Origin of the sequence: Arthrobacter sp. SLBN-122 (assembly GCF_006715165.1) — a bacterium.
In the GTDB taxonomy this organism is placed as follows: Bacteria; Actinomycetota; Actinomycetes; order Actinomycetales; family Micrococcaceae; genus Arthrobacter.
The window spans coordinates 3,008,712-3,021,806 of the sequence record NZ_VFMS01000001.1; the positions used below are offsets into that span (position 1 = coordinate 3,008,712).

The following is a 13,095-nucleotide window of genomic DNA, read 5'->3' on the forward strand; positions in this document are numbered from 1 at the left end:
TTGAGCGAGGCGGCGGTGAGCGTGGCCATGACAGAGCACAATGGGCAGCAGCGGCGGCTGAAGGTATCCGACGTCAATGTGGTGAACCACCGGACGCTGCAGAAGGCGCTGGGCGGGACCATCGTCGGCAACACGATGGAGTGGTACGACGTTGGGGTGTTCGGCTACCTGATCACCACCATGGGGCCGGTGTTCCTGCCCGAGGCGGACAAGGCGGTGCAGAACCTGTTCCTGCTGGGAACGTTCGCCGCCACGTTCATCGCCCGGCCGCTGGGCGGCATCTTCTTCGGCTGGCTGGGGGACAAGATCGGCCGCCAGAAGGTGCTTGCCATGACGCTGATGCTTATGGCCGCCGCAACGTTCGCCGTCGGCCTGCTCCCGGGATACGAGGTGCTGGGCCTCTGGGCGGCGGTGCTGCTGGTGGCCACCAAGCTGGTGCAGGGGTTTTCCACCGGCGGCGAGTACTCGGGAGCCACCACTTTTGTGTGCGAGCACGCGCCGGACCGGCGCCGGGGCTTCTACGTCAGCTTCCTGGACATGGGCAGCTACCTGGGATTTGCGGTGGGCGGGGCGGTGGTGTCCGCCCTTCAGCTGACCTTGGGCCAGGAGCAGATGGGGGCGTGGGGCTGGCGGATCCCGTTCCTGGTGGCCGGTCCGCTGGGTATCGTCGCCGTCTACTTCCGGATGAAGATCGAGGAGTCGTCCGCGTTTAAGGCCACGCTGGAAGCCGAAGCCGTAGCGGCTAAGCATCCGGAGACAGGAGAAGAGCTCCGGCCGGTGGGGCCGGTGGGCATTGTGAAGGCGCACTGGCGGCCCCTCGTGCTGGCCATGATCCTGGCGGCGGCCGCCAATACGGTGGCCTACGCCCTGACGTCCTACATGCCCACGTACCTGACCAGCAACAAGGGGTACGACGAGGTTGAGGGGACGCTGCTGACCCTCCCGGTGCTGGTGGCCATGGCGTTGTGCATTCCCTTCACCGGGCTACTCTCAGACCGGATCGGCCGCCGTCGGGTGCTGTGGATCGGGGCGTTGAGCACCGTGGTGTTCGCTGTTCCCGCGTCCCTGGCGATAGCGGTGGGCAGCGTCCCGGCAACGCTCCTGGGCCTGGCCCTCATCGCCTTCCCGGTGGCGTTTTCGGTGCCGAACCTCGCCTCGGCGCTGCCGGCGCTGTTTCCCACCGAGCACCGCTACTCCGCCATGGGCATCGCCTACAACCTGGCGGTAGCCATCTTCGGAGGGACGGCCCCGTTCATCATCGCGTCCCTCATCGAGCTGACCGGCAATGACATGATGCCGGCCTACTACCTGATGGCAGTGGCCGTGGTTGCCGCCGTGGCCATCCGGTTCCTGCCCGAATCAGCCGGCCGGCACCTGCCTGGGTCCATGCCCAGCGTGGACTCGGAGGAGGCGGCCCGGAAGTTGGTGGAGACCCAGGACAACAACCCGCTGCTGGACCTGGACTCGCTGCCGTTCGAGAGCAGTTTCGAGACTGCACGGGCGGAGCACAAGGGGCGGCCCGGGAAACCGACCGTGATGTGAGGCGGGAACGTCCCGCGGGATGTTCAGTCCTCCCTCTAACCGGTCATGCCGTTCCGTACGGCGAACAATGTGGCACCCACCCGGTTGGTTGCACCGATCTTGGTGTAGATGTGCTCCACGTGGTTGCGGACGGTCTTGCGGGCCAGAAACAGGCTGGCGGCTATCTCCGCCGGAGTCATTCCGCGGCACAGCATGCCCAGGATTTCCACTTCCCTGGGCGTGAGCCCGGCCGGAGCGGCAGGCCGGCGGTGGGGCTGCTGGCCTGCCGCTGCAAGCACTGCATCAGCAGCCTCGCGGCTGATCCGGCCGGCTGAAACTTCCTGCCGCAGTCTGGCAGCTGAATCGGCCGGCGTGAGTGCGGTCCGGTGCGGACGCGGCTCCAATGAGGCATGGTAGGAGTCTGCGGCCGCCAGGATCCGCTGCTTGATCCCGAGTTCCGTTCCGCCAAGTCCGCGGGGGTAGCCGGACCCGTCCAGCCGTTCATGATGCAGGCCGGTCAGGGCCGCCTCGCCCTTCAGCCCGGGGACGCGGCTGAGGATCCGTTCGCCCAGGTACGGATGCATATGGATACGTTCCATGTCCGCCCGGGAGAGGGGCTCCTTCTTGTCCCACACCTGGTTGGATACTCCCAGCCGGCCAATGTCATGAACCCATCCCGCCCGGCGGAGCTGCGTGACATCGTCGGCCGGCAGCCCGTGCTCCTCGCCCGCAGCCGCGGCAAGGGCGGCCACGGCGCGGGAGTGTCCCGCGGTGTACGGAGACTTGAGGTCCGCGAAGTCACCCACCGCCTGGAGTACCGCGTCCAGCTGCGGGCCGGACAGGGGAGCGTCGGTGGGGGCCAGCTCCAGGGCCGCCTGCCAGCAGTCGACCTCGAGGAGTCCTTCGGTCAGCGCCTCGGCCTGGTCGATGAACAGCCCGGCCAGGGCTGGATCGAACTGGCTCCCGCGGCGCGCCCGTACCATCGCCACCGCACCGGTCACGCCCTCCTGGCGCAGGAACACCTCTGCCGTATCCGCGAGATGCATGATCCGCATTTCCAGCGGGATGTCCGGCCCCGCGACCCCCTCCGGCAGGCCCTTGCCGTCCCAGCGCTCAAAGGTGTGGGCAAGCAGTCCTGCCACGCCGCCGTCGAGCCCTACATTGGTGGCCAGCACACCGGCGGAGCTGCAGTGCGAGGCAATCATGGTGCGTACCGCGGCGCTGCCCGTCGCCGCGAAACGTGTCCAGTAGGCAACGCGGGCCAGTGGCGGGAGGCCCGCGCCAGCATGGCTGAACATGCCGGCGTACATGGGCAGTCCGTGCTGGTCGCGGTTGTAGTAGTCGGCGCGGAAGGCGATATCGTCCGTGAACAGTGCTGCCAGTTCGAAGGAATCCGCGTGGCAGCCGATCCAGGCCACCTGGTTGGCGTAGTAGAGCCTGCCCTGGCCGGCGGCGTCCACCCCTGCTGCCTTGGCGATCCGCAACGCCAGCAGGCAGGACCGCAGCATGTGCTCCATCGGTTGCCCCAGGCCCAGGTCAATGGCGAGCGACAGCGCGGCCAGGACTTCACTGCGGCGGGGTCCAGCCGGTGACTGCTTCACACGTGCCATTCTAGGGACGCCACTACGGCGGGCAGTAGGGACGAGCGCGTTATGTGGCGTGGTTCTTCCCCGCGCGTGCGCTCGCGGGTTCCGGCGCGTTGGGCTTGGCAGCGGAGGGGAACCGCACGCCCACCCGGGCTCCGAACAGTCCACGTTGGGGAAGCCAGAAGTCCGCCAGGTGGTCCTGCACCTCCAGGGGCCCGGGCTGTCCCGCGTCCTCACCCAGGATGGTGGCCTGGGAATCCGTGACCAGCCACAGCTGCCGGGGCTGGGCCTGGAATGTCTGGCCGTTGGGCACCAAACCGGAGACCTTCATCTTGGCGGCGTTCAGCAGCGGCCCGGCGAATGCTCCCATGGCGCGGAGCACCAGCTCGTTTCGCCACAGGCTTTCGGGCATCCGGACGGCCATGGCGGTCAGCATTGAGGTGGCCGCGGAGGTGCCCAGCTGAAGGCGCCAGTCAAGGACGCCCGGGACCGTGATCAGGGCGGTGAACGGCCCGCTCCACTGGATGTCGACGTCGGTCTCCACCGTGTGCTGCACGGCGGAACCGAAGTAGCGTGCGCAGCTGAACTCCGGCGCCGTGTTGGCGTAGATGGTCCAGTCGCCGCCGGGCGTGCGGTGCCAGACGGAGCGGTAGCCGGGGCCCACGGAGCTCACCGGGAAATCCCGGAAAGCCAGATAGTGGCCGCTGGTGAAAGGCAACCCCAGGACGGCGTAGCCGGCGAAATGCTCCGCGGCGTCGTAAGGAAGTTCCGCAAGTGTCGGTGTTGCCTCTGCTGATGACTGCGGCTGGTAGATGGTCATGGCCGCCTCCTTTTCTCTATGCGATGAGATTAGGACCGGGCCGCAGCAAGGGCATGGGGCAAGTGCCCCATTTAGGATCGTCTTCTACGCGGCGTCGATGGCTTCGAGCCATTCCAGGAACGTCTGGCGTCCGACGGCGGAGCCCGGCGCCGGGATCAGCGCGCCGTTGCGCATTGCCCTGCCCATGGGGCCGGGCACCACCCGGAGCGGAACGATCCGTTTTTTCTGCCGGGTCCTGGCCAGATAGGCCGCGACCAGGGTCTTCAGCTGTTCGGCCCGCGGGCCGCCGAGATCCGGGATGCGTCCCTGGGGGGCGGCCTCGGCGGCGTCCACCAGGGCAGCGGCCACCTCCTTCGCCGCCACCGGCTGGGTGACCATGGTGGGCACGAAGACCAGCGGGCCCACGGAGGCGGCCTTGATGGACATCGGCACGAACTCGTGGAACTGGGTGGACCGGAGGAGGGTCCAGGGAATGCCGCCGTGCCTGACTTCGTCCTCCTGCACCAGCTTCCCGGCGTACAGGCCTGTATCGGCGTGATCGATGCCCACGATGGACAGCGCCACATGGTGCGTTACGCCGGCCTTCTTTTCCGCCGCCAGCAGGTTCTGGGTGGCGTTGGTGAAGAAATCCACGGCCTTCTTGGTGGACACGGTCTGGATGCCGGAGACGTCGATGACGGTTTCGACATCCTGCAGTGCCTGGTCGAGGCCGCGGCTGGTGACCAAGTCCACCCCTTCCGTGCGGCTGAGGCTGACCACGTGGTGCCCGCGATCCCTGGCAATGGCCACAACGTGGCGGCCTACTGTACCGGTTCCCCCTGCGACGGCAATCCTCATGGAAGGAATCCTAAGCCGGTTCACTGACAAAAAACGGCTGCCGGCCTTCCGTTCCTGATGGGCCTTACCCCGCCACCGCAGCTTTCGCCGCCCGGGTGGCGTTCATCCACTCGGTCAGCCACGGCGCCCGGACGCTGGAGGTGATCCGGCAGTCGGCCACGAAGGTGCCCTGGGCGCCGGCCACGATCCAGTGCTGCAGCGCGGCCAGATCGGACAAAAAACGAATCACCGCGGATTGGGCACCCAGTGCCCGCGCAACACTGCTGAAGTCCACCTCCGGGATCAGCATCGGCTTCTCGGTTAGGCCCTGGGTGCCGTACTGGTGGATCTCGGCTCCGTAGGCGGCGTCGTTGTAGATCACCACGATCGCACTGCGGGCGGCGCCGATCAGCGATTCGAGGTCGGACAGGCCCATCAGGAAACCGCCGTCGCCGGAGGCCAGCACCAGGGTGCGGCCGTCCTCCAGCGCGCGGGCTGCCCCGACGGCACTCGCCAGTCCCAGCCCAATCGACTGGAACGCAGTCCCCACCATCACCAGGTCCTGCGGCCGCGGGATGTTCCAGTACATGGGTGCCCAGCCGATGAAGTGCCCGCCGTCCTGGACCACCGTCCGGCGCTTCGGCAGCACGGCATCCAGCGCCGTGGCGAGGGCGCGCGGGTCCAGCCGCCCGTCCGGAGTCTCGGTGGTTCCGGCATCATGCCCCGGCCCCGCAGCCAGGCGCATGGAAGCTTCCTCACGCCAAGCAACAGCCGCAGCCGCTCCTGCAACCAAAGAGAGAAGGCGCGAAGCAGCAGCCTTCACGTCCGCCTGAACGAACAGGTCCACCCGCGGATTCGTCGGCTCCACCGCCGTGTCGATCTGGATGACGGTGGCATCGGTGCCGAGCAGGTGCCCGAACCGCATGGTGAACGGGCTCAGGCTGGCCCCGGCCACCAGGACCACGTCGGCCTCGCCCATGATGCCGGCCGCGGTGTCGGTGCCGAAACCGCCCGCAACGCCCAGGTACCCCTCGCCGTTGAGGAGGTTGAGCGCCAGGGCGGTTCCGGCGGTCAGTGCGCCGAGCCGGTCGGCGAGTTCGCGGAGTTCCGGGCCGGCCCCGGCCAGATGCGCGCCCCGGCCGGCGAGGATCAGCGGCCGCCTGGCCCCGGCGAGCAGGCGGGCCACCTGCCCAAGGTCCGTGCCGCCGTCGTGCGTCACCTTGGGTGCGGCCGGCGCGGCAAGGTCTTCTTCCTCAGCCTCGAGTGCCGCGAGATCGTAGGGGATGGCAAGCACGACGGCGGTGCGCCGGGTGAGTGCGTACTCCACCGCCTGCCGGCTGACGGCGCCCGCGGCGTCGCGGGTGACGGTGAAGGTGGCCGCGCCAAGGCCGGCGGCGATGGCCGCCTGGTCCACGTCCCAAGGGCGGGCGCCGCTGCTGGGGGCGTCGCCGGTGACCAGCACCACCGGGATCTGCGCCTGGACCGCCTCTGCCAGGGCGGTGAGCGCGTTGGTGTAGCCGGGGCCGTACGTGGTGGTGCCCGCGGCTAGCCGTCCCGAGGTCCGGTAGTAGGCGTCGGCCGCGGCGATGGCGGCGCCCTCGTGCCGGACGGCGGTGAAGCGCAGGCCCTGCTGCTCCGCGGCGTCCAGGAAGTAGACGTTGCCGTTGCCCATGACGCCGAAGACGTCGCTGACATAGCTGCTGAGAACCTGTGCCACACGGCCGGAGACGGTAAGTGAAGTCATGCAGGAATCCTGCGGCCCGGTATAGAAATCGGCAACACACAGAAATGCAGGTGGGACTTTTGGCAGCAGGGAAGCAGGAGAACTGCCAAAAAGCGCACTTGTGGCGCGCATCACCCCAGGTTAGCTGGAAGCGGCGGACTCCTGCTCGGACAGCCGGCTGATGAGGCCGTCGTAGCGGGGCGGCATGAGTTCCATGACGGAGATGGCGGTGCTGGTCCGCTGGATCCCGTCGATCTCCAGGATCTGGTTGGTGATGCGGTAGAGGTCGCTGGTGCCGCGGGCCACTACCTTGGCCATGAGGTCCGCGTCCCCGGTGGTGGCGTGCACCTCGATGACCTCCGGAATGGCGGCGAGCCCGCTTTCCACCGAGCCGAACCGCGTCTGGCTGATTTCCAGCGAGAGGAAGGCCATCAGTTCGTAGCCGAGTGCGGCGGGGTCCAGCCTGCGGCTGAAGGAGCGGAGCGCGCCGCTGCGCTCCAGCCGTGCCAGTCGGGCGTGGACGGTGTTGCGTGCGACGCCGAGTGTCCGGGAGAGTGCCAGGGCGCTGGCTTCGGGGTCCTCGTCCAGGGCCAGGATGATCCTGCCGTCGAGTGAATCGAGGGTGCGAGAGTTCGCGATGGTCATATTTTCACCACACACAGTAGAAGTTGAGCAGAAGTCCCAATGGCTAGAGCGTATCTTGCATTGTGGGCGGGGTCACAATCATGATCGGTCCTCATGACCCTTGACCAGATCGCGGCCCACCCGGCCCCTGTCCTTCCGGACACCGCGCTCCCCACCCTTCGGGACGCCGTGGCCGGACTTCCGGCCTACGTCCCCGGCCGCCGGGGTGCCGGCGCGGACATCGCCGCCCTCGCCAGCAACGAAAGCCATTACGACCCCCTGCCCGCAGCCGTGGCTGCGGTGGCCGACGCGGCGGGCAGGATGAACCGCTACCCGGACATGGCCGCCGTCGAACTCCGCGAACGGATCGCCCGGCACCTAGGCGTCACCGCCGGGGAGATCGCGGTGGGTCCCGGCAGCGTGGGCGTCCTCCAGCAGATCATCACCGGACTGTGCGACGCCGGGGATGAGGTGGTCTTCGCGTGGCGCTCCTTCGAGGCGTACCCCATCCTGGTGGAGCTGGCCGGTGCCCGGCCGGTCCGCGTCCCGCTGGACGAGTTTGAAGGCCACGACCTGGACGCCATGGCCGCCGCCGTCACCGAGCGCACCAAGGTGATTCTGCTCTGCACGCCCAACAATCCCACCGGTGTGCCGATCAGCCACGAGCGTGTGGAGGCGTTCCTGCAGGCTGTGCCGTCCAGCGTCCTGGTGGTGATCGACGAGGCCTACGTGGAGTACGCCGACGCCGGCAGCGGCCCCGATTCCCTGGCGCTCTACCGCCGGTACCCGAACGTCTGCGTCCTGCGCACCTTCTCCAAGGCCTACGGACTCGCCGGCCTCCGCGTGGGGTATGCAATTGCCACGCCGGTAATCGCCGAAGGACTGCGCCGCACCGCCCTGCCCTTCGCCGTGAGCGCGCTGGCCCAGAAGGGGGCCATCGCGTCGCTGGACGCGGGGAAGGAGATGGCAGCCCGGGTTTCCCTGGTGAAGCAGGAGCGTGCGCGCATGGCCGCTTCGCTGGAGGCGCAGGGCTGGAAGCTGCAGCCGAGCCAGGGCAACTTCCTGTGGATCCGCGCCGATGACAGCCTCCGGGGCCGGCTGGTCGAGGCGTTCGATGCCGCCGGCATCTTGGTCCGGGCGTACCAGGGCGACGGCGTGCGGATCACGGTTGCCGACCCCGCCTCCAACGACCGCGTGCTCCAGCTCCTGGCAGCCCACGCGGCCTGACACCTTACTAACCCAAACCCCAACTCCGTTCCACCTACAACCAGAGGAATCCCCATGGAACACCAGACAACGACGTCTGCCCGCGCCCTCGGCGCGGCCCTCAAACCCCGGCAGCTCACCATGATGGGCCTGGGCAGCGCCATCGGTGCCGGCCTGTTCATCGGCTCCGGCGCCGGCATCCAGGCCGCCGGTCCGGCGGTGCTGATCTCCTACCTCGTGGCCGGCACCCTGATCATCCTGGTCATGTGGGCGCTCGGCGAGATGGCTGCCGCCAACCCGGACAGCGGTGCGTTCTCCGTCTACACCGCCAAGGCGTACGGGCCGGTGGCCGGCGCCACGGTGGGCTGGCTTTGGTGGCTGCAGCTGGTGGTGGTCATCGCGGCCGAGGCGCTCGGTGCTGCGGGCCTGCTGGCCACGATCTTCCCGGCGCTGCCGGTGTGGCTGATGGCCTTCGTGTTCATCGTGGTGCTCACCGCCGTGAACCTGACCAGCGTGAAGAACTTCGGCGAGTTCGAGTTCTGGTTCGCCCTGCTGAAGGTGGCGGCCATCGTCGGGTTCCTGCTGGTGGGCTTTGCGCTGCTGTTCGGCTGGCTGCCGGGCGTGCAGTCGCCGGGCCTGTCCAACTTCACTGGTGCCGGTTTCGCGCCGAGCGGGTTTGCCGGGATTGCGACGGCGCTGTTCGTGGTGGCGTTTGCGTTCGGCGGCACTGAGATTGTGTCCGTGGCGGCAGCTGAGACGGCTGAGCCTGCGCGCAGCGTGAAGAAGGCTGTCCGGACGGTGCTGTGGCGCATCCTGGTGTTCTACATCGGCGCGATCTTCGTGATCGCGGCCGTGGTTCCCGTGGGTTCTGCCGGTTTGAAGAGCCCGTTCGCCGCGGTGCTGGATGCCGCGGGCTTGCCCGGTGCGGCGACTGCCATCACCCTGGTGGCCGTTGCGGCACTGCTCTCCGCGCTCAACGCCAACCTTTACGGTGCTTCGCGGATGGCGTTCTCCCTGGCCGAGCGCGGTGAAGCGCCCCGGTGGCTCGCTTCCGTCTCCAAGGCCCGGGTTCCGGTGGTGGCGGTCCTGGCGAGCGTTGCCTTCGGCGTGGTCACGGTGGTGCTGGAGCTGGCCTTCCCGGAGAAGGTCCTTCCCGTTCTGCTCAACATTGTTGGCTCGACCTGCCTGCTGGTGTGGACCTCCGCGCTCCTGGCCCAGCTCGGGCTGCGTCTTCGCGCGGACCGGAACGGAACGGAGCTTCCGTTGCGGATGCCCGGCTTCCCGTGGCTCACGTCCCTTGGCCTGCTCATCCTGGCGGCGATCTTCACGGTGGGCTTCATCGGCGAGGATTCCCGTCCCCAGCTGTTGAGCACATTTGGACTCGTGGTGCTGCTGGCTGTGGGGTGCTGGGTGAACCAGCGGTCACGGAAGGTTCCGGGCCGAGTTAAAGCGTTGGACGAGGTCAAGCAGTCGGTGCTCGTCGACTGAACAATTCGCCGCTTCAAGCAGCACTAAGGGTGCGTCCGGTATCTTGACCGGGCGCGCCTTTGGCGCTCTACCGGCAATCGGGTTTTGTTAATGATTTCCCGGTCGCTGGCCTGTGACGTCCAGCGGGGGTGTCTGCCTAGAATGAAATCATCCGGGTCGGCCCTGCTTGGATTCGCGGCGGAGTACATCGATGACCGCTAATTTCCCTCCGCCATTCACCCGGAATGCAGTGCGGGTGGCTGTATCTGAGTACGATCCCAGCCGTCATGCCCACCCCCAACAAGAAGTCGAGTACCAATTACGCGTGACTGCTTTTGCGCGACGGTGCGAAGGTTGACGTTCGAAGATGGAAAGGGGGAAATTCGGGTGAAGAGAACACAGCGTTTACTACGAACGCTATCCATCGGTGCTATCTCCGTCGTAATGCCGTTCGTGGCCGGTTGCTCCGGTTCTGTCACGGCCGCCCCGCTGTCGTCGGAGACGGTGTCGGCGGTACCACCGGCTACAGCAGAACCGACGGCGAGCCGGAAGAGTCAGAGCACGGGCAGCGAATCCTTGCCAACCCCAACAGCCACGAGGTCCAAGGCGCCAGCGAACGCCTGGATTGAGTACGTTCGCGACCGCGCGGTTAGCGGTACGGTCCGAGGGCAGACAGACGACGAACTTGTGGCGAGCGCTAAGAAGATGTGCGACCGGATGCGCGACGGAGAGCTATTCGAAGAGATGGCCATTAACTTGGTCGCCGCTGGACTGCCGGCGACCTATCAGTCCGACATGCAACTCGTCTTTGGCACCGGGACCGTTGAGTTCTGCCCTGAGTTCCGAGCCACTACCGGCACAGGAGACGACGCAATTCTTAAGCGGCTGCGCGAGGTTGCTCCTACCATTGCAGCAAACCCTGACTCCGCCATACTTGGCCAAGCCCGAAGCGCATGCCCAGCTGTTTCCAAGGGCTTGGCGGGCAGTGCCGCGACGGTCCAAGAGGCACGCCGCGCCTGGGGCCAAGAGCAAGGATACAAATTCATTTTGATATCAGTGCTGAGCTATTGCTCCAGTCAGATAAACAACGTGATCGCAAGTAAGTAACCACCTTCCTAAAGCATCTGGATGACGTAAACGAAGTACTTTGTACCTTCGGGAAGACGGGATGTTTTGAATCGGTTGCGCCTGCCAAAACCGGCGCCAGGCCTTGACGCATTCTGGTTTGGGGCACACAGAGGGCGCGTCAGGCTTTGGTCGGGCGCGCCATCCTCGAGCCCACATTATAGGGCAAGGCTCCGGGTGTTCGGCTTAGAGAGTTCCCACTGCCGCCTCCGCGTGATGCCTTAGCCATTGCGCAACTGCATGATGCCCTGCGGTAGGGAAGTCGATAAATCGATTGTCCGTACAAACCGGGCCATGACAGCTCCTCGGGTTTCGGATCAGCCTGTCCCGGCGTCAGTCTGTGCTTGGGGGAGAAGTGCACGCTTTGGCCGCTAGTTGTAATTACAGCCACTGAAGATCTTGGTGCCTGTCGGTTCGAAGACTTTGCGAGTAAAAGTCAAATGTTACGCAGAAACGGCTTCGAAGGTACCCCTTTGCTCAAGAATTCCTCAAGGCTCACCAAGTTTTTATCAAGGACGCCCTTTGCGTGATCTAGCTGTTGCCTGGAACAAAATACGCTTTTCAAAGACGCGATTTATCCGGCAAGAAAGTCTCTGTAACCTCGGGCGAGCAGTCCTTCACTCTTGGTCGATAAGTCGTAGTTGAATCTACGAACTCGCACGACCATTGGGGGCTATCGCCGTGACCGACATCAATCCCACTCTTGGAGTACCTCCCAAGCCAGAGGGCTCGCCTAGTTTCACTGCGTCAGGCAATGCGCCAGGCGCCAAACCTTTCATGTCCTCTCCAACGAAGTCGGTTTCCGGGAAACGCCGTTGGCTTGGGCTCGGTAGCAAAACGTCTGCGCGGGGCAAGACGAGGCCGGGTTTGACCCCAGCCTCCCCGTCCGGTGGCAGTCAGGGTCGGCGATCGGTGAGGATTGCGTGGTACTGGGCTGCTACGGCTGCCATTCTGTTCCTCATTGGTGGAACGGTGCTTGGCACGACTCTCCCTGACCCGAAGAAGAGCAAAGAATTCGTTGCTCTACAATCCGAAAAGGACGGAGTCAGCGCAGACCTTTCGAAGCTGCAGAGCCGCTACAACACTTTGAATTCGAGTATTAGCGGGCGTGAAACCACGATCTCCACTAAAGAATCTGCTATCACCGTTCGAGAGTCCGCCGTGAAAGCCGCCGAGGAAAACGTTAAGAAGCGCGAAGAAGCTGTGACGGCGGCCGAGAAGACTAAAGCCGCGAACACAATACGAGAAGGAACCTGGACCGTTGGCAGGGACGTCGAACCAGGGACTTATCGAACTACCTCCGATGTCTCCGGAAGCTGCTATTGGGGTATTTACCGCACTGGTTCCAATGGCTCGGACATTGTTGACAACGACATCGTGACTGGGGGACGTCCTTCTGTGACGCTCTCTGCCGGGCAGGATTTCAAATCATCTCGCTGCGGTTCTTGGGTGAAGCAATAGATAAGCTCTCTGCACTACGGATCGGTGTGGTTGGAGCCGGTCTTGGACTATATGTCGTTCTAGGTTCATCTTGAAATCGAACCAGTTTGTGGTCCTGCGTGGCCCGTTGCTGGAGGAGCTGTCTTCTAACTCACTGGTAGCGGGGGCGCTGAAAGACTGACGATGAAGCGGATACCTGTGCAGTTCAAGGAAAAGTCCGCAGAGCGAATTTTACTCGCTTATTCGTTCTCATGCGCCATTAAAAAGGGGGAGGAACCCAAGAAGTGTTCTCAAAAAGTATTCACTCTATTGGTGTGTTGACGGGAGTGCTCGCTCTCTTCGGTTGTGCAGGCTCTACCACAGATGCCACGCCAGCAGTGAAACCGACACCCACGCCGACTGTCAGCGCGCCTCCGGCCGATGGGGGCACCTACGCAACTGTCACCGCGCTCAAGGCCGCGTTCGTCAAGGCTGGCGGTGCGTGTCCCGACTTCAAGCAAACTAACAAGATTACTCTCGCTGCAGAGTCTGCCGAGTGTTCGACTAACACGGTCATTTCGACATATGTCTCAAGTAATGACATTAGTCAGCTTATTCAAACCGTAAAAAAGCTGAACGCCGATTTGAAGACGACCGGAGGGAATTCCTGGCTCGTAGGTGCAAACTGGGTGATCAACAGTCCGGTATCGGCCAACATGCAGGAAAAGCTCGGCGGGAAAATTGTTAGCTTTTAGCTAGGTGAAAAATGCGCGAATCTTAATCATTAA

11 protein-coding genes are annotated in these 13,095 nt (G+C 65.0%); 6 read left to right on the forward strand and 5 right to left on the reverse strand.

The genetic code is table 11. From position 1 onward, the window contains the following. Positions 1 to 27 precede the first annotated feature (27 nt). Positions 28 to 1,542, forward strand: a complete 1,515-nt coding sequence (locus tag FBY36_RS14025; protein WP_142120305.1) for an MFS transporter — start codon at positions 28 to 30, stop codon at positions 1,540 to 1,542. A 35-nt stretch (positions 1,543 to 1,577) separates the two neighbouring features. Here the strand turns inward: FBY36_RS14025 and FBY36_RS14030 are convergent, their stop codons facing one another. The 5 genes from FBY36_RS14030 to FBY36_RS14050 all read right to left on the reverse strand — a co-directional run bounded on the left by FBY36_RS14030 (position 1,578) and on the right by FBY36_RS14050 (position 7,111). Continuing rightward, on the reverse strand, positions 1,578 to 3,122 hold the full coding sequence (locus FBY36_RS14030; RefSeq protein WP_235008839.1) for an HD domain-containing phosphohydrolase: 1,545 nt from the start codon (positions 3,120 to 3,122) through the stop codon (positions 1,578 to 1,580). A 49-nt stretch (positions 3,123 to 3,171) separates the two neighbouring features. Further along, entirely contained in the window at positions 3,172 to 3,927 is a 756-nt protein-coding gene (locus tag FBY36_RS14035; protein ID WP_142120309.1) for a hypothetical protein, read from the reverse strand. An 84-nt stretch (positions 3,928 to 4,011) separates the two neighbouring features. After that, a complete protein-coding gene (locus tag FBY36_RS14040) occupies positions 4,012 to 4,764 on the reverse strand; it encodes an SDR family oxidoreductase (protein ID WP_142120311.1) in 753 nt (250 codons plus the stop codon). 64 nt (positions 4,765 to 4,828) lie between these two features. After that, on the reverse strand, positions 4,829 to 6,487 hold the full coding sequence (locus FBY36_RS14045) for a thiamine pyrophosphate-binding protein (RefSeq protein ID WP_142120313.1): 1,659 nt from the start codon (positions 6,485 to 6,487) through the stop codon (positions 4,829 to 4,831). Between the two features lie 120 nt (positions 6,488 to 6,607). Continuing rightward, on the reverse strand, positions 6,608 to 7,111 hold the full coding sequence (locus tag FBY36_RS14050) for an Lrp/AsnC family transcriptional regulator (RefSeq protein WP_142120315.1): 504 nt from the start codon (positions 7,109 to 7,111) through the stop codon (positions 6,608 to 6,610). A gap of 93 nt (positions 7,112 to 7,204) precedes the next feature. Between FBY36_RS14050 and hisC the strand changes: the two genes are divergently transcribed. The 5 genes from hisC to FBY36_RS14070 all read left to right on the forward strand — a co-directional run bounded on the left by hisC (position 7,205) and on the right by FBY36_RS14070 (position 13,062). Continuing rightward, positions 7,205 to 8,317: a histidinol-phosphate transaminase gene (gene hisC, locus FBY36_RS14055; protein WP_142120317.1), complete on the forward strand. Its 1,113-nt coding sequence runs from the start codon at positions 7,205 to 7,207 to the stop codon at positions 8,315 to 8,317. Positions 8,318 to 8,371: 54 nt separating this feature from the next. After that, complete coding sequence (locus tag FBY36_RS14060) at positions 8,372 to 9,784, forward strand: amino acid permease (RefSeq protein ID WP_142120319.1); 1,413 nt, start codon at positions 8,372 to 8,374, stop codon at positions 9,782 to 9,784. A gap of 423 nt (positions 9,785 to 10,207) precedes the next feature. After that, positions 10,208 to 10,870: a DUF732 domain-containing protein gene (locus tag FBY36_RS21150; protein WP_442858262.1), complete on the forward strand. Its 663-nt coding sequence runs from the start codon at positions 10,208 to 10,210 to the stop codon at positions 10,868 to 10,870. Positions 10,871 to 11,800: 930 nt separating this feature from the next. Then, positions 11,801 to 12,349, forward strand: coding sequence for a hypothetical protein (locus tag FBY36_RS14065; protein ID WP_142120321.1), 549 nt, complete (start codon positions 11,801 to 11,803; stop codon positions 12,347 to 12,349). Between the two features lie 263 nt (positions 12,350 to 12,612). Next, positions 12,613 to 13,062 carry a hypothetical protein gene (locus FBY36_RS14070; protein ID WP_142120323.1) on the forward strand — a complete coding sequence of 150 codons (450 nt, stop codon included), beginning with the start codon at positions 12,613 to 12,615 and terminating at the stop codon, positions 13,060 to 13,062. Positions 13,063 to 13,095: the final 33 nt, after the last annotated feature.